This is a genomic window from Wenzhouxiangella sp. XN79A (assembly GCF_012272825.1).
In the GTDB taxonomy this organism is placed as follows: domain Bacteria; phylum Pseudomonadota; class Gammaproteobacteria; order Xanthomonadales; family Wenzhouxiangellaceae.
Genome location: NZ_JAAWWS010000140.1, coordinates 32,096 through 48,007 on the forward strand (window position 1 = coordinate 32,096; position 15,912 = coordinate 48,007).

The window sequence follows — 15,912 nt, forward strand, 5'->3', positions numbered from 1 at the left end:
TTGTGGGTTCGTTCGCTCGGCGTTCGTCGAATCACGACGACGCCCTCTCGACGCGGGCGACCAGTTCGATGGCCGGCGCCCGCGGCGCGGCCAGGTCGGCCAGGCTCATCGCGTCGAGCGCCCGCTCGACGGTCTCGCCGATCCGGCGCCAGTTGCCGCGCAGGCTGCAGTCGTGCTCGCGCGCACACAGGCCCGGCTCCAGTCCGCACTCGGTCAGCGCGATGGGCCCTTCCATGGCCCGGATGATGGCCGCCACCGACACCTCGGCCGGCGCGGTCACCAGGCGATAGCCGCCGTTGACGCCGCGCACCGATTCGATCAGGCCGGCCCGGGCCAGGGTCTTGAGGACCTTGGCCACGGTCGGCGGCTCCAGGCGCGTGGCTTCGGCCAGCTGAGCCGCCGACCGGCACTCGCCGGGCGCTGCGGCCATTTCGGCCAGCACCACGGTGGCGTAGTCGGTCAATTTGCTGATTCTCAACATCGGCGGCTCCGCTGTCAGGGACCTGGTGACCGGATCCCGGTGAAACAAGACCAGATTGGTATTATTTTAACCGAAGCCGATGAACGGTGGCGAACCCGCGAGACACCGCAGGCCGACGCACCGGATCGCGGCGGGCAAGGCAGAATGCACCGATGACCAAGCAACCCACTGACCCCGACGCCCGCGAGCGCGCCGCGCGCGCCTTCGCGGAGGCCGCGCTCGGCCGCCCCGCCGCGAGCTGGGCGCCGGCCTCGGCCGATGCCAGCTTCCGGCGCTATTTCCGCATCATCGCCGACGGCCACAGCTTCGTCGTGATGGACGCGCCCCCCGAGCGCGAGGCACTGGCGCCATTCGTCGACATCGCCGCTCGACTGGCCGCTGCCGGCCTCGAGGTGCCGGCCATCGAGGCCCAGGACCGCGAGCACGGCTACCTGCTGCTGGGCGATCTCGGCCGCCTGCCCTATCACCACCGACTCGACGCCGACAACGCCGACGCGCTGTTCGCCGACGCGCTGAACGCGCTGATCCGGATGCAGTGCCGGGCGGCCATCGACGGCCTGCCGGAGTACGACGCCGCGCTGCTGCTGCGCGAGCTCGCCCTGTTCCCGGACTGGTTCCTGGCCCGCCACTGGCAGGTCGAGGCGAGCGACGCCGAGCTCGACGACTGGGAGCTGGTCTGCATGACCCTGATCCGCTGGGCGCTGGATCAGCCGCAGGTCTTCTGCCACCGCGATTTCATGCCGCGCAACCTGATGGTCGTCGACCCGCCGGGCGACAACCCCGGCATTCTCGATTTCCAGGACGCCGTGGTCGGACCGATCAGCTACGACCCGGTCTGCCTGTTCCGCGACGCCTTCCTGAGCTGGCCCGAACAGCGCGTGCTCGGCTGGCTGGAGCAGTACCGGCGCGACGCCGCGGACGCCGGGCTGCCGGTGCCGGCCGATGCCGAATTGTGGCGCCGGACCTGCGACCTGATGGGCGTGCAGCGCCACCTGAAGGTGCTCGGCATCTTCGCCCGGATCCGCTACCGCGACGGCAAGCCGCACTACCTCGACGACGCGCCGCGCTTCTTCGGCTACCTGGCCCACGCCATCGCGCGAAACCCGGAGCTGGCCGTGCTCGACCGCCTACTCCAGGCCTGGCGGGCCCGCGCCGTCGTCGCCTGAACCCTCGTCGCCCGGCGGCTCGTCGGGCTCCGACGGCTCCTCGGGCTCCGACGGACCGGGATCGATCGGCGGCGGCCGGGTGCTGTCGTCGCCCGGCGGCTCGACGTCGGCGTCACCGCCATTGGCCTCACGCGCCTTCTCCTGCGCAGCCTCGTCGGCCTCACGCTCGTCCAGCAGCCGCTGCCGCGCCGCGTCGGCGGCCTCGAACACCTCGCGCTGCGCGGCGTCGGCCGCCTCGGCGGCCTTCGGCTCGGCCAGCTGCAGCACCGGCGGCAGGAAGATCGGCTGGAGCGGGATGGTCTCGTTGTCGAGGAAGGCAAAGGTCGGGTCGTCGGGCAGATGCTCCAGCGCCAGCGAGACGGCCACCGCGACCAGCGCGATCGCACTGCGCCGCCACAGGGACAGATGGAAGGCCAGGTACAGGATGCTCCAGAGGTACAGGAACAGCACCAGGTAGCCGCGCGCCTCCGACAGCGCCATCCACCAGGGATAGCTGTCGTCGGACGCGTTGAAGACCGCCAGGTCGATCAGGAAATCGAGGCTGCCGGCCACGAAGAACAGCACCACCAGCAGGCTCAGGTGAGCCACGAAGTTGCCGCCGCGCCGGAACAGCACCGACAGGAAATAGACCACCACGGCCAGCGTGACGAAGCCGATGACCTCCCAGAGGTTGTCCTTGACCACGCTTGCCCAGCGGAACTCACCGATGGTCGTCAGCGCCGTACCGCCGACCTTTGCGCCCAGGTAGGCCAGCACCAGCGCGACCAGCACCAGCGGCTTGCCCAGCCACAGCAGCAGGACTTCGGAAAACCGGATCTTCACCGCCGCCGGCACCGGATGGTCGCCGAGCAGGATGCGCACTCGCGAACGTCCGATCAGGAACACGTCGCCGCTTCGGACCTGCTCGCGCTTCAGGTGCGAACGATGGCGCGGCCGGCGGATGCCGTTGACGCTGCCGCGGTCCTCGATCCACAGCCGGCCCTCGTCGTCGAACACCAGTCGGGCGTGCCGGGCGTCGACATGCTCGTCGGTCAGGATCACGTCGTTGTCGTAACCGCGCCCGATCCAGACCTGGTGGGCATCGAACTTCTGGCGCTCGAGCACGTTGTTGGTGGTCCCGAGCTGCTCGATCACGACGTCCATGACACGGCCTCCAGAAGTCGTTCGTGGAAGCGCCGGGCCTGCTCCAGGCCGACCCCGGCCAGGGTGTAGTGGATGAACACCGCCTCCGGTCCGTCGCGCTGGGCGCGGGCGACGAACAGCACGTCGTAGAGGCCGGGATAGTCGGCGTAGGCGCGGACGCAGTAGCTCGTCTTGAACGCCACCGGCGCCAGCGAGGGAGGCGCGGTCCAGTCCTCGCTGCACTCGAACGCGGTGACGTCGTCCTCGCCGGCGCGGTTGAAGGCCAGGAAGGTGTTCTGGCTGAACGCCCGGGCCAGCTGGAAGCCGTTCAGCGAATCGCTGCGGAACCAGCCGAACAGGATCTCCAGCGGGCCGGTATCCAGCGAGCGGGACAGGTAGATCCGGTCGTTGAGCGTGCAGTTCGACGTGCTCTGCTGCCAGGGCTGGTCCGGATCGGCGTCGCGGCTGCCGCCGGTGCACGAGATCCAGGGCCGGATTTCGCGCGGGATGTCCAGCGGCCCGAACGGCTCCGGCGTCCAGTCGCCGGCCAGCAGGTCGTCGAGCATCGCGTCCTGGTGGGCGAGGATCCGGGCCGGGATGCGTTCTCGCAGTTCGTCCAGCGGCGGCGCCGCCGACGGCGCGCGCTCGATCAGCCGGCGCAGGTTGTCCACCGGCACCAGGAAACTGACCGAGTTGCCGGCCCCGGCCACGTTGATGCCGACGACTTCGCCGGCCAGGTTGACCGCCGGACCGCCCGACATGCCGGGGTTCAGCGCGCCGGTGAAATGGATGTTCTTGCGGTACTGGTTCTGCAACAGGCCGTTGTAGGTGCCCGGCACGATGCTGATGCCGATGTCGTAAGGGTTGCCGAGCGCCAGCAGCGTCGACCCGTCGGACGGTGCGGTCTTCGCCAGTTCGAAGACGGCGCCCGGGCGCACCGCCGGGTCGTCGATCCGCACCAGGGCCAGGTCGTGCAGCACGTCGACGTCGAGCAACTCGAGCGGCCCGGTCTCGCCGACGACGTCGCGATAGCGCAGGGTGTAGCGGTCGGGATCGAGCAGGTATTCCGACACGACGTGGTAGTTGGTCGCGAGCCGCCCGGCGCCGTCGACGGCGAACGCGCTGCCGATGGCGTTCTTGTTGTTGCTGACCCGATCGACGACTTCGACCGTGAACAGCCCCGGCTCGAGGACCTCGAACAGCGCGCTGTATTCGCCGTTCTGCGCGGCGGCCGGCAGGGTCAGGACGATCCACGCCACCAGCGCGGTCAGTCCTCGTGCAATCGATATCGACATGAACGCCCGAGTCAGGTGAAGGAACCCGAAGCCTACCCGACCGGGCGTGACCCCGGTGGACCGGGCAGCGCTAGAATCCCGGCATGCCCTGCCGCCGAGTTCCAAGATGCGCGCGATGATCCTGGCCGCCGGTCGCGGCGCGCGGATGCGCGAGCTGACCGAGGACCGCCCCAAGCCGCTGCTGCAGGCCGGCGGCAAGCCGCTGATCGAGTGGCAGATCCAGCGGCTGGCCGAGGCCGGCTTCCACGACCTGGTCGTCAACACCGGCTGGCACGGCAAACGGCTGCGCGAGGCGCTGGGCAACGGCGAGCGGCTGGGGGTCACGGTCCGCTACTCCGACGAAGGCTGGCCGGCGCTGGAAACCGCCGGCGGCATTCGTCGCGCGCTGCCGCTGCTGGGCTCCGATCCGTTCCTGGTCGTCAACGCGGACCTGTGGTGCGACTACGACCTGGCCCGCCTCCGCGGTCTCGACCCGGAAGGCCATGCCCACCTGGTGCTGGTCGACAACCCGCCGCACCATGCCAGCGGCGATTTCGGCCTGATCGACGGTCGGCTGGACCGCCAGGCCCGTCCGCGCTTCACCTACAGCGGCATCGGCGTGTTCCGGCCGGCGATGTTCGAGCCGCTGGCCGACGGCGAACGGCCGCTGCGACCGGTGCTCGAAGCGGCGATCGAGGCCGGGGCGGTCAGCGGTGAGCACCACGGCGGGCGGTGGATGGACATCGGCTCGCCGGACCGCCTGGCAGCGCTGGACGCGGCGCTCCGCGCCGACGGAGCCTGAGCCGATCTTCCGTGGGGTCCACTAGCCCGCATTGTTCATGAATCGCCGCGATGATTGCGCCGGGAATTGTTCGCACAGGGGATTTTCCGACCGAGCGGAATACCATGCTGTATTTCCGAGCGAGGAAGATTCGCTGTGCGGACAAGGACCAGGCAAGGGCGCGAGCTCGTTCATGAACAATGCGGGCTAGCGGGCGTCGGCGAAGCGCTGCCGGCTCGACTCGATGTGCCGGGCCAGCGCTTCGAGCGCGGCCCGGTCATCGGCGCTCCAGTCGATGGCGCGCGCGTCGGCCAGCGTGTCGGCCCAGCGCGATTCGGCCTCGACGAGGCGGTCGGCCAGCGTGCCGGCCTCGGCACCGACCAGGTCGCCGAGCACCTGGACGAAGGCCCGGTCCGGGTCGCCGGCGCTCGGCAACACGTCGCGCGCGCGGAGCCGCTCGGCCAGCGCGGCGAGCTGCGGCCCGCGCGCCTCGGCCACATCGCGCAGCGGTCCGGCCAGGGCCGGCGGTGCCGCCTCGTCGTCCAGCAGCTCTCGATAGCGCTCCAGCAGTTCGCTGCCCTGGGCGTGCAGTTCGACCAGGCAGGCTTCGTCGTCGTCTCGGATCAGGCTCATGCGGCTTCCTCGGGTTCGGGAACGGACAGCGCGCCCGGGCCGGGCCCGCGCACGACCTGGAGCGCGCCGGCGTCGAGCTCGATGTCCAGCGGCGTTTCGCCGAAGTCCTCGCCGTCGGCGGTCACCGGCATCGGCACGGCGGTGTCCAGCCGGAGCCTTCGGCAGCGGCGATGCACCAGCTCCGGGGCGTCGATCGACGCGGGCCCGAACAGCCGGACGCGGGCGAAGATCCAGGCCAGTCGGGCCGGATGGGCGGCACGAACGGCATAGACCTCCAGCCGGCCGTCGTCCGGCGCGGCCTCCGGAATCCGGTGACCGCCGCCGTAGAAGGCCCCGTTGGCCAGCCCGATTTCCAGCCACCGGCCGCGGTATTCCCGGTCGTCACAGACCAGCACGCCGCGGACGCCGCGGGCGGCCCGCCAGCGATCGAACAGGCGCCCGGCGTAGCTGAACTGGCCGAGCCACTGCTTGTCGGCGTCATCGACCGCGCGGCTGGCCTCGGCACCGAGACCGGCATGGGCCACGTTGATGAAGGCTCGCTCGCCGACCCGGGCCAGGTCCACCGCCACCCGGCGGTCGTCGGCCACTGCGCGACAGGCCGTTGCAGGGTCGTCGTCGAGGCCCAGGCTGCGCGCGAAGTCGTTGGCGGTACCCGACGGGAGCACCGCCAGCACCGCGCCGGCATCGGCAGACACGATCGCCGCGCGCTGGACCGTGCCGTCGCCGCCGGCGGCCAGCACGCGATCGCCGGCCGCAAAGGACGTCTCGTCGAGATCGGCCGGCTCGAGCACGCGATCGACGGTCACGTCCACCGCTGCCAGGGCCTCGCGCCAGAACGACGTGCCCCGTCCATCGTCGCCGGCGTCGGGATTGCCGATCAGCCAGGTCGTCATCGTGCCCTCGCGAATGCTCGGGATGAACCCCCACACTACCCGAAGCGACGGCCACTCGGGGTACCCTGTGCGCCCCACCGGTCGAACAGGATGTCCGCCCATGAACCCCGTGCTGGCCCGCGTCGTCGAACTGCTCGAACTCGAGCGGCTGGAAGACAACCTGTTCCGCGGCCAGAGCCACGACATCGGCTCGCCGCAGGTGTTCGGCGGCCAGATCCTCGGCCAGGCCCTGTCGGCGGCCCACCGCACGGTCGAGGGTCGCGCGCCGCACTCGCTGCACGCCTATTTCCTGCGCCCCGGCGACTTCAACCGACCGGTGGTCTACCAGGTGGAAGTCTCGCGCGACGGCGGCAGCTACTCCAACCGCCGCGTGGTCGCCATCCAGCACGGCCGGCCGATCCTGAACCTGGCCGCCTCGTTCAAGGCGCCCGAAGCCGGCCTCGACCACCAGGTCGACCTGCCCGACGTCCCCGGCCCCGACGGCCTGGCCGGCCTGGTCGAGATCAATGCCTCGATGCTCGACCGGGTGCCGGAGAAGATGCGGCGGTTCCTGGCCCACGAGCCGCCGTTCGAGTTCCGTCCCGTGGAACCGCCCAAGGTCATCGATCCGGCCGCGCGCCCGCCCCGCAAGCACCTCTGGATGCGCGCCTGGGGCAAACTTCCGGACGACCCCGAGCTGCATCGCAACCTGCTGGCCTATGTCTCGGACTACGAACTGCTGGGCGCGGCCACGCTGCCGCACGCGCTGGACTTCGAGCGCAAGCCGCTGATGATGGCCAGCCTGGACCACGCCATGTGGTTCCACCGCGACGCCCGCGTCGACCAGTGGCTGCTCTACGCGCTGGACAGCCCGATCGCCACCGGCGGCCGGGGCTTCTCGCGCGGCCAGGTGTTCACCGCCGACGGCACCCTGGTGGCCAGCACCGCACAGGAAGGCGTGATCCGGGTCTGGGATCCCACCCAGCGACGCGACTGAACATCAGCCGAGGTCGACCACGCGGAGCGTCCGCGCCTCGTCGGCGTGTTCGATCTCGATGCGGCGGCTGACCGCCGGCAGCCGTCCGCCGGCGCGCTCCGGCCACTCCACCAGCACCACGCTGTCGTCGGCCAGCAGGTCGCCGAGGCCGAGAAAGTCCAGTTCGCCCGGATCACCGAGCCGGTAGAGATCGAGGTGATGAACGGTCAGATCGGCCAGTTCGTAGCTTTCGACCAGGCCGTAGCTCGGGCTCTTGACGCGTCCCTCGAACCCGAGCCCGCGCAGCATGCCGCGAACCAGCGTGGTCTTGCCGGCGCCGAGGTCGCCCGACAGTGCGACCAGCTGACCGCCGCGCAGATCGCGCGCCAGGTCCGCACCCAGCGCCAGCATGGCCGGCTCGCCGACCGGCCGATGGACCTCGACCCGGTCGTTCACTGCGGCAGGACGACGTGCAGGTGGTCGATCACGCGACCGGCCAGCACCTGGCGGCGACCCTCGGCGGCGGCTTCGGCGGCCCGCGCGTGCAGCACGACCGCGGCGCGCGCGGCATCGAACGGCGCAAGGCCCTGGCCGCGCAGGCTGGCGACGATGCCGGTCAGCGCATCGCCCATGCCGGCCGTGGCCATCGCCGGGGTGCCGAACGGACAGACCGCGATCCGGCCGTCGGGCGCACCGACCAGCGTGCCGAATCCCTTCAGCACGACCACCGCCCGATAGCGTCCGGCCAGCTCGCGCACGGCGGCGAAGCGATCGCGCTGGATTTCCGCCGGGGATACGCCGAGCAGGCGCGCCGCTTCGCCCGGATGCGGCGTCAGGATCCAGTCGTCCCGTTCCAGCCGGGCGTCGGCGAGCCGGTTCAGGCCGTCGGCGTCGAGCACCAGCGGCCGCTCGCCGCGAATCAGCCGGTCCCAGACCGCGTTGGACCAGTCCGAGCGGCCGAGGCCCGGCCCGAGCGCCACCACGTCGGCCCGGCCCTCCAGCGCCGCCAGTCGCTCGCCGTCCTCGCCGTCCTGCCACATCACTTCGGGCAGCCCGACGGCCATCGATCGGGCGTGCTCGCGGCGCGTGGCCACCGAGACCAGCCCGCTGCCGGTCTCCAGCGCGGCCCGCGCGGCCAGCAGCGGCGCGCCCGGCATGCCGTGATCGCCGCCGACGACCAGCAGATGCCCCAGATCGCCCTTGTGAGTGCTCGGGCGGCGGGTCGGCAACCACCGCGATACGCAGTCGGACGACAGCTGCTCGGCATCCGCCTCGACATCGTCGAAGGCCGCGTCGGGCAGGTCGAGATCGGCCAGCACGACCGGGCCGGTCCAGTCGCCGGCCGTTCCGGTCAGCAAGCCGCGCTTCATCACGATGAAGGTGACGGTGGCGTCGGCCCGAACCGCGCAGCCCATCGGCTGGCCGGTGTCGGCATTCAGGCCCGACGGCACGTCCAGCGCCAGCACCGGGGCCGGGCCGGCGTTGATCGCATCGAGCCGCTGCGCGATGTCCTCGCGAACGTCCTGGTCCAGGCCGGTGCCGAGGACTGCATCGACGACCAGGTCGGCCTCGGCAAGACGCGCCTCGAAGCCTTCATCGTCGTGGATCGCAGCGCCGGATCGGACCCAGGCCGCACAGGCCTCGGCCGCCTCGCCGCTCAGGCCGTCGGGGTCGGACAGCGCGACCAGTTCGACCGCCAGGCCGGCGGCGCGCGCTTCCCAGGCAACCACATAGCCGTCGCCGCCGTTGTTGCCGCCGCCGCAGACCACGAGCAGCCGCCGGGCCTCCGGAAAGCGTTCGCGAAGCACCGCGAAGGCCGCCCGTCCGGCCCGCCGCATCAGCTCGATGCCGGGAATGCCGAGATCGTCGATGGCGCGAGCGTCGATCGCCCGGCTCTGCTCGGCCCGATATACTCCGTGTGCATGTCGCATGAGGCGGATCATACCAACGCGGACACCCCGCTCGACGGCCACGCGCTGAAGGCGAAGATCCGCACCTGGGGCGCCGAGCTGGGCTTCCAGCAGGTCGGCGTGGCCGACACCCGTCTCGACGCGGCCGAAGCCGACCTCGATCGGTGGCTGGACGAAGGCCGCCACGGCGAAATGGAATGGATGGCCCGCCATGGCCGCAAGCGCAGCCGACCGGCCGAACTGGTGCCCGGCACGCGCACGGTGATCACCGTGCGGATGGACTATCTGCCGGCGTCGGCGACCGATCCGCTCGAACTTGCCCGGCGCCGCGACCGGGCCTGCATCTCGCGCTACGCGCTGGGCCGCGACTACCACAAGGTGCTGCGGTCGCGACTGAAGCGGCTGGCCCGGCGCATCGAGGACGAGATCGGGCCGTTCGGCTACCGGGTGTTCACCGATTCGGCGCCGGTGCTGGAAAAACCGCTGGCGGCCAGATCCGGCCTGGGCTGGATCGGCAAGCACACCAACCTGTTGAACCGGCACGCCGGCAGCTGGTTCTTTCTCGGCGAGATCTACGTCGACCTCGCGCTGCCGCCGGACGCGCCGGTGACCGATCACTGCGGGTCCTGCACGCGCTGCATCGATGTCTGCCCGACCCGGGCGATCACCGCGCCCTACCAGCTCGACGCGCGACGCTGCATTTCCTACCTGACGATCGAACTGAAAGGCGCCATCCCGGTGGAGTTCCGCGAGGCCCTGGGCAACCGCGTCTACGGCTGCGACGACTGCCAGGCCGTGTGCCCGTGGAACCGCTACGCGCAGTTCTCGGCCGAGGACGACTTCCGCCCGCGCAACGGACTGGACGCACCGAGCCTGGTCGAGTTGTTCGGCTGGGACGAGGCGACCTTCCTCGAGCGCACCGCCGGCAGCGCGATCCGGCGCATCGGCCACGAACGCTGGCTGCGCAACCTGGCCGTCGGGCTCGGCAACGCGCCGACCTCCGATGACGTCATCGGCGCGCTGCAGGCCCGGGCCGATCACCCGTCGGCGCTGGTCCGCGAGCACGTGGCCTGGGCGCTGGCCCGGCACGGGACCCGGGGCCCGGCCAGGGACTAGCCGGCATTATTCATTCATGGATAACGCGGGCTAGTGGACAGGTCGATGCGCCCGGGTCCGAATGGACTCGCCCCGTTCCCCTCTCCCCTGGTCCCTGCTTTTCAGAGCCTGACCCCGATCCCGATGCCGACCGATGTGCGCGGGCGGTTGTCGTTGACCGGCCACAGCTCGATCCGGCGGGCGTCGAGCACCGGCTGGTCGATCAGGAACTCACCGACCGGTCGCTCGACGATGCCGTCGAAGCGGCCCAGCACCGTCACCAGGCGACCCGGTGCGTAATTGACCGGCTCGAGGAAACCGGCCCGGCGGACCACGAAGCGGACCCCGCCTTCGGCCGAGGCCCGCGGCCGGTCGGACCGATCCAGCGGCAGCGCCAGGACCTCGATCTCGGTGGCCTCGGCGCTGTTGGCGATGCCGACGATCCGGCCGCCCCACAGCATGCGTTGACCCAGCGCGACGTCGCCGCGCAGGGCATCGGCCGGGCCGAGCGCAGGCACGTAACCGGCGTCGGAAAACGGGCTGCTGGCACAGCCGGCCAGGAGCCATGCCGCAAGCAGCATGGCGGCGCGGAGACTTCTGATGGAAATCGACATCGTCATGCGGCCGTCCGGGTCGGAAAGAAGACTGGAACGCCCATCGTGCCAGATCAGCGGTGCCGGGTGGAAAAGCCGTTCGAGCGAGGGGTGTTATCCTGTACGGTCATTCTCAACAGACAGGTTTTTTCATGCAAGCAACCGCCGATACCGTGGTTTCGATCGACTACACCCTGACCGACAACGACGGTCAGGTCATCGACACATCGGAAGGACGCGAACCGCTGGCCTACCTGCACGGCCATGGCAACATCATTCCCGGGCTCGAGAAAGCCCTCGAGGGCAAGGCCGAAGGCGACGAGCTGCAGGTCAAGGTCCAGCCCGAGGAAGGGTATGGTCCGCATCGCCAGGAGTTGGTCCAGCAGGTTTCGATGGAAGCCTTCGCGGGCATGGACAAGGTCGAGCCGGGCATGAAGTTCAACGCCGAGTCGGCGCAGGGTCCGCTGGTGGTGACGGTCACCAGGATCGAAGGCGAGCAGGTCACGATCGACGCCAACCACGATCTGGCCGGCAAGGAACTGAACTTCGACGTCACGATTCGCGATATTCGCGAAGCCAGCGACGCGGAGAAGGAATCCGGCCAGGTCGCCGACTGACGATCGGTCGCGCCGGTCGATCCCGGCGCGACGCCGGGCTCGTTCGACCTCGCAGGAATCCACCACGCCGGGCCCCGCCCGGCGTTTTCGCATCCGGGCGTTCGGCTCCGGGCGTCAGTCCTTGCCGCTGAAGCGCCGGATACGCCGGCGGTTGCGCTTGTCGGGACGCCGACCCGGCCCGACCTGCGCGCCCATGCGGCGCAGTTCGGCGCGCTGTTCGCGCTGTTCGCGACTGTTTTCGGTCTCGGTGTACAGCGCCTGCGCCGCCGGCGCCGGACCGCGGCGATCGCTCAGGCCGTCGACCACGACCTCGAACTGGACCTCGCCGCGGGTGATCCTGAGCCGGTCGCCGACCGCGACGCTGCGGGCCGGCTTGCAGCCCTGGCCGTTGATCGACACGTGGCCGCCGCGCAGCGCGGCCTGGGCCAGCGAGCGGGTCTTGAAGAAGCGTGCGGCCCACAGCCACTTGTCGATCCGAACCGAATCCATGATCGAAGGGTAGCGCCGCGCGCTCAGCGCAACACGCCCGCGGCGCTCATCCGGCGCGCGTAGACCAGCAGCCCCACGGCGACGATGACGATCACCGCCGAGAACACCGCGCCACTCGACCCCATCAGCGCCACACCGTCGCTGAGCAGGAACGAATGGACGCTGCTGCCGATCAGCCCGATCAGCGAAACCGCGAACAGCACCACCGCCAGGCGGCTGCGCAGCAGCAGCGCGATCGAGCCGAACGCCGCACCCCAGACGCCCAGCGCCCAGCACGAGACCGCCCAGGCCGGATAGCCATCGAAGAAGGCCTGCTGCGCGTCGCTGTACTTGTCCATCCAGGACTCTAGACCCAGCCGGGTGGCCAGGTAGCCGAACGCACCCACCGCATTCCACAGCAGCGAGACGCTGCCGACCGCCCGGAGGTGGGTCGGCGCACGCGCAATGGATCGGCTCATTGAAGATCCTCCCGGTGTGATTTGCCGGTGTCATTCTCCCCTGATTCGGCAAGCGTGACACAGCGCGCATTCTTCGACCCGTCCGGCGATGCGATCGGCACGACCGATGACGCGCCCATGACCATCGACCCGTGCGCTCCCGCCGCGAGCCCGCTAGTGTGTTCGGCTGTCTCCTGCGCCCGACCCGATCGATGCCACCGTTGACCTCTCCCGTCTGTCCCCGCGTCGGCCCGGCCCTGCTGACGCTGCTGTTCGTGCTTGCCGTTGCCCCGGCCTTGGCCACGGTCGATGCGCGGCCGGCGGTCGACGGGCCGGCCACGGTCTATGCGGCCGGGTTCTTCGACGAGTATCGACCGCAGACCGCGCTGGACATGGTCCGGCTGGTGCCGGGCTTCCGGATCGACAACGGCGGCGGCGGTCGCGGCCTGGGCGGCGCCCAGGGCAACGTGCTGATCGACGGCCGTCGACCGGGCGCGAAACAGGACAGCGTGTCGGCCCAGCTGCAGCGCATCCCGGCCAGCCGGGTCGAGCGGCTGGTGCTGCTGCAGCCCGGCACGACCGCCGCCGGCACCGAAGTCGACGGCCGACGCACGCTGCTGGACGTCCGGCTGAAACCCGGCAGCGCCCGCGCCTGGACCTGGTCGGCGACGATCGAACAGGACACCGACAGCGGCGGCCCGACGCCGTCGGCGCGGCTGTCGATGATCGATCGCTTCGGCGCAACCGAGCTGCGCGCCGGGATCACCGCTGGCACCTCCCATGTCGGCAACCGGGCCGGAGAGCGCATCGTCGGCGTCGACGGGCCGCTCGAGGATCGCCTGGAGTCCGAACGCTTCGACAACCGCTGGGCCCGGATCAACCTCAATACCGTGACCTCGCTCGACAACGGCGCCACGCTGCGCACCAGCGCCGAATTCCAGCGTTCGGACGCCGACGATCGGCTGCGCTCGCGCCGCCGACCGGCCGGACCGAACGCCGAGGACGCGCTCCTGCGCGTGCTGGCCGGCGACACCCGGCGGACCCGCCACGAGCTGAGCGCGACCTTCGGACGGGCGCTCGGCGAGCACTGGCAGGCCCGCCTGATCGGCCTGACCCGCCGCAACGAGACGCTGGATTTCGACGGCCTGGACCTCGGCCCGCTGGAGACAGCCGACGACGACACGCTCGCGCCGGTCCGGCGTTCCGACACCGACGCGGTGGCCACCGAATCGATCCTGCGCAGCGAGTGGGTCTGGACCGGCTGGGCCGGTCACCGGATGCAGTTCGACCTGGAAAGCGCCTGGAACGCGCTGGACAGCGAGCTGGTGCTGCAGGCCGCCGATCCCGAGTCCGGGCAGCTGGTTGCCGTGCCGCTGCCGGGCAGCGACACCCGGGTCGAGGAGTGGCGGCTGGACGGCCGGCTCAGCGATCGCTTCGACCTGGCCGGACTGATCGTCGAGCCGGCGCTGGGCGCGGAATTCTCCCGGATCCGCCAGTCCGGCGAGACCGGGCGCGACCAGACGTTCACCTTCCTGAAGCCGGCGCTGTCGCTGATCCACGCGCCGTCGGCGACCGCTCGCAGCCGGCTGCGGCTCGAACGCAGCGTGGCCCAGCTGGACTTCGGCGACTTCGTCAGCGCCGCCGACTTCGATGACGACGAGGTCGACTTCGGCAACCCGAGCCTCGGCCCGCAGCAGACCTGGATCGCCGAACTGGAGCACGAACGCCGCTTCGGCGAGATTGCCGTGGCCACGCTGACCGCCTATCACCACTGGGTCGAGGACCTCCAGGACCGGCTGCCGATCGGTGGCGGGCTGGACGTGGCGGGCAACATCGGCGACGGCCAGCGCTGGGGACTGCGGCTGCAGACCACGCTGCCGCTGGACCGCGTCGGGCTGCAGGCCGGGCGGGTCGACATGACGGCGCGCTGGGAAGACTCCTCGATCACCGATCCGGTCACCGGAATCGACCGGCCGTTCTCGTGGCAGCGCCGCTACGCGGTCCGGACCGAACTGCGCCAGGACCTGGTCGAGGACGGCTGGGCCTGGGGCATCGAAACCGACTATGCCGACCAGGCCCGCAGCTTCGGTGCCGACGAAATCAACCGCCACCAGGACGGCCTCGACGTCGAGGCCTTCATCGAAACCACCCGCTTTGCCGGGGTCAAGGTCCGGCTGATGGCCCAGAACCTGATCGACCGTCCGTTCGAACGCGAACGACTGCTGTTCGACGGCAACCGCGCGCCCGGTGCGTCGCCGACGGTGCGCGAACAGCGCGAGCTGCGCCGCGACCGTTCGATCCTGCTTTCGGTCAGCGGCACCTTCTGATCACAGCACCGCCGGTTCGGCGCGCACCACCCGGTCGCGGCCGGCCTGCTTGGCCCGGATCAGGGCCCGATCGGCGCGGTCGATCAAGGCTTCGTCCGATTCACCGGCCTGCCACTGCGCCAGGCCGAAACTCAGGGTCGGCGAGGCCACCGTGCCGGCGTTGCCCGGTCGCTCGATGAGATCGGCCCCGAACTGCGCCCGGATCCGATCGCAGTGGGCATGCGCGTCGTCGAGCACGACGCCCGGCAGCACCACCGTGAACTCCTCGCCGCCGTAGCGCGCGACAAAGCCGCCCTCGCCGACCCGGGCGGCCAGCCGCTGGCCGATCGCGCGCAGCGCAGCATCGCCGCACAGGTGGCCGTACCGATCGTTGAAGGGCTTGAAGCCGTCGACGTCGACCATCGCCAGGCACAGCGGCCGGCGGCGCAGCCGGGCCTCGGTCAACTCGCGCTCCAGGCGGCTGTCGAGCCAGGCTCGATTGCGGATGCCGGTCAGCTTGTCCTGACTGGACAGGACCAGCAGCTTGCGGGTCTGGTAGACCGCGGCCAGCGCCAGCAGGGTGGCCACCACGATCAGGATCAGACGGGAAATCTGATCGCCCCAGCTCAGGTGGCCGTAGAGGAACGGCGCCCATTTCGGATCCGACAGATCGCCGAACAGGGTGGTCGCCGCGGCCAGGATCGCGGCGTACTGGAGCAGCGCCAGCAGGCCGGCGAACAGGCACACCCGCGCATCGCCGCGCAGTGCAGTGGCGGCGATCGAGATCAGGTACAGCTCCCAGACCACCCGGCTGTTGATCGCGATGTGCGGCAGCTGCTGAAGCAGGAACAGGCCCAGCACCACCGAAATGGCGGTGATGTCGAACGCGGCGGACACGAAACGCCAGCGCACGTCTGCGCCGCGACGACGGACCCGGCGCAACAGGGCGATGCTGAACACCAGCGCGATCAGTGCAACCAGCGCGCCGGTGCGCACCTCTTCGTCCGGGGCGCCGGTGACCCGCGCGATCAGCGGCATCGGCACGATCAGCAGCACGGCAACCAGGCGGATCCGGGCAACCAGCACCTCGCCGACCGCGCCGGCTTCGAGCATCAGGTCGTCGGGCGCCTGCAGCAGGCCACGGAGCCGTCCGGGCACGT

17 protein-coding genes are annotated in these 15,912 nt (G+C 70.7%); 6 read left to right on the forward strand and 11 right to left on the reverse strand.

The window, feature by feature from the left end:
• Positions 1-31: 31 nt before the first annotated feature.
• Positions 32-481 (reverse strand): SUF system Fe-S cluster assembly regulator, encoded by a 450-nt coding sequence (locus HFP89_RS05700; protein ID WP_168716681.1) that lies wholly within the window; start codon positions 479-481, stop codon positions 32-34.
• A 152-nt stretch (positions 482-633) separates the two neighbouring features.
• On the opposite strand from HFP89_RS05700, the gene HFP89_RS05705 reads away from it, so the two are divergent.
• The gene (locus HFP89_RS05705) at positions 634-1,647 is read left to right on the forward strand and encodes a phosphotransferase (protein WP_168716682.1); all 1,014 of its coding nucleotides are present in this window, start codon (positions 634-636) and stop codon (positions 1,645-1,647) included.
• On the opposite strand, the gene HFP89_RS05710 is transcribed toward HFP89_RS05705, so the two are convergent.
• Entirely contained in the window at positions 1,609-2,790 is a 1,182-nt protein-coding gene (locus HFP89_RS05710; RefSeq protein ID WP_168716683.1) for an FHA domain-containing protein, read from the reverse strand. The two genes, HFP89_RS05705 and HFP89_RS05710, sit on opposite strands and share 39 nt — an antisense overlap.
• A complete protein-coding gene (locus HFP89_RS05715; protein WP_168716684.1) occupies positions 2,778-4,064 on the reverse strand; it encodes a serine protease in 1,287 nt (428 codons plus the stop codon). The genes HFP89_RS05710 and HFP89_RS05715 overlap by 13 nt, the downstream gene beginning before the upstream one ends.
• 106 nt (positions 4,065-4,170) lie before the next feature.
• On the opposite strand from HFP89_RS05715, the gene murU reads away from it, so the two are divergent.
• Positions 4,171-4,845, forward strand: a complete 675-nt coding sequence (gene murU, locus HFP89_RS05720) for an N-acetylmuramate alpha-1-phosphate uridylyltransferase MurU (protein ID WP_168716685.1) — start codon at positions 4,171-4,173, stop codon at positions 4,843-4,845.
• 186 nt (positions 4,846-5,031) lie between these two features.
• On the opposite strand, the gene HFP89_RS05725 is transcribed toward murU, so the two are convergent.
• Together HFP89_RS05725 and HFP89_RS05730 are read right to left on the reverse strand one after the other, a co-directional pair.
• Positions 5,032-5,457, reverse strand: coding sequence for a hypothetical protein (locus HFP89_RS05725; protein ID WP_168716686.1), 426 nt, complete (start codon positions 5,455-5,457; stop codon positions 5,032-5,034).
• A complete protein-coding gene (locus tag HFP89_RS05730; RefSeq protein ID WP_168716687.1) occupies positions 5,454-6,350 on the reverse strand; it encodes a diacylglycerol kinase family protein in 897 nt (298 codons plus the stop codon). The genes HFP89_RS05725 and HFP89_RS05730 overlap by 4 nt, the downstream gene beginning before the upstream one ends.
• A 100-nt stretch (positions 6,351-6,450) precedes the next feature.
• On the opposite strand from HFP89_RS05730, the gene HFP89_RS05735 reads away from it, so the two are divergent.
• Entirely contained in the window at positions 6,451-7,326 is an 876-nt protein-coding gene (locus HFP89_RS05735; RefSeq protein WP_168716688.1) for an acyl-CoA thioesterase II, read from the forward strand.
• A gap of 3 nt (positions 7,327-7,329) precedes the next feature.
• On the opposite strand, the gene tsaE is transcribed toward HFP89_RS05735, so the two are convergent.
• Positions 7,330-7,761, reverse strand: a complete 432-nt coding sequence (tsaE, locus tag HFP89_RS05740; protein WP_346775197.1) for a tRNA (adenosine(37)-N6)-threonylcarbamoyltransferase complex ATPase subunit type 1 TsaE — start codon at positions 7,759-7,761, stop codon at positions 7,330-7,332.
• Complete coding sequence (locus tag HFP89_RS05745) at positions 7,758-9,236, reverse strand: NAD(P)H-hydrate dehydratase (RefSeq protein WP_168716689.1); 1,479 nt, start codon at positions 9,234-9,236, stop codon at positions 7,758-7,760. The genes tsaE and HFP89_RS05745 overlap by 4 nt, the downstream gene beginning before the upstream one ends.
• Here HFP89_RS05745 and queG point away from each other — a divergent pair.
• Positions 9,228-10,331: a tRNA epoxyqueuosine(34) reductase QueG gene (gene queG, locus HFP89_RS05750; RefSeq protein WP_168716690.1), complete on the forward strand. Its 1,104-nt coding sequence runs from the start codon at positions 9,228-9,230 to the stop codon at positions 10,329-10,331. The two genes, HFP89_RS05745 and queG, sit on opposite strands and share 9 nt — an antisense overlap.
• Before the next feature lie 101 nt (positions 10,332-10,432).
• Here queG and HFP89_RS05755 read toward each other — a convergent pair whose 3' ends face one another.
• Positions 10,433-10,930: a Slp family lipoprotein gene (locus HFP89_RS05755; protein ID WP_168716691.1), complete on the reverse strand. Its 498-nt coding sequence runs from the start codon at positions 10,928-10,930 to the stop codon at positions 10,433-10,435.
• A 125-nt stretch (positions 10,931-11,055) separates the two neighbouring features.
• On the opposite strand from HFP89_RS05755, the gene HFP89_RS05760 reads away from it, so the two are divergent.
• The gene (locus tag HFP89_RS05760; RefSeq protein WP_168716692.1) at positions 11,056-11,520 is read left to right on the forward strand and encodes a peptidylprolyl isomerase; all 465 of its coding nucleotides are present in this window, start codon (positions 11,056-11,058) and stop codon (positions 11,518-11,520) included.
• A gap of 114 nt (positions 11,521-11,634) precedes the next feature.
• Here the strand turns inward: HFP89_RS05760 and HFP89_RS05765 are convergent, their stop codons facing one another.
• Both HFP89_RS05765 and HFP89_RS05770 read right to left on the reverse strand, forming a co-directional pair.
• A complete protein-coding gene (locus HFP89_RS05765) occupies positions 11,635-12,009 on the reverse strand; it encodes an RNA-binding S4 domain-containing protein (protein WP_168716693.1) in 375 nt (124 codons plus the stop codon).
• A gap of 23 nt (positions 12,010-12,032) precedes the next feature.
• On the reverse strand, positions 12,033-12,467 hold the full coding sequence (locus HFP89_RS05770) for a hypothetical protein (RefSeq protein ID WP_168716694.1): 435 nt from the start codon (positions 12,465-12,467) through the stop codon (positions 12,033-12,035).
• 200 nt (positions 12,468-12,667) lie between these two features.
• Here HFP89_RS05770 and HFP89_RS05775 point away from each other — a divergent pair, with 200 nt between their 5' ends.
• Positions 12,668-14,773 carry a TonB-dependent receptor gene (locus HFP89_RS05775; RefSeq protein ID WP_168716695.1) on the forward strand — a complete coding sequence of 702 codons (2,106 nt, stop codon included), beginning with the start codon at positions 12,668-12,670 and terminating at the stop codon, positions 14,771-14,773.
• On the opposite strand, the gene HFP89_RS05780 is transcribed toward HFP89_RS05775, so the two are convergent.
• Positions 14,774-15,910, reverse strand: a complete 1,137-nt coding sequence (locus tag HFP89_RS05780) for a GGDEF domain-containing protein (RefSeq protein WP_168716696.1) — start codon at positions 15,908-15,910, stop codon at positions 14,774-14,776.
• Positions 15,911-15,912: the final 2 nt, after the last annotated feature.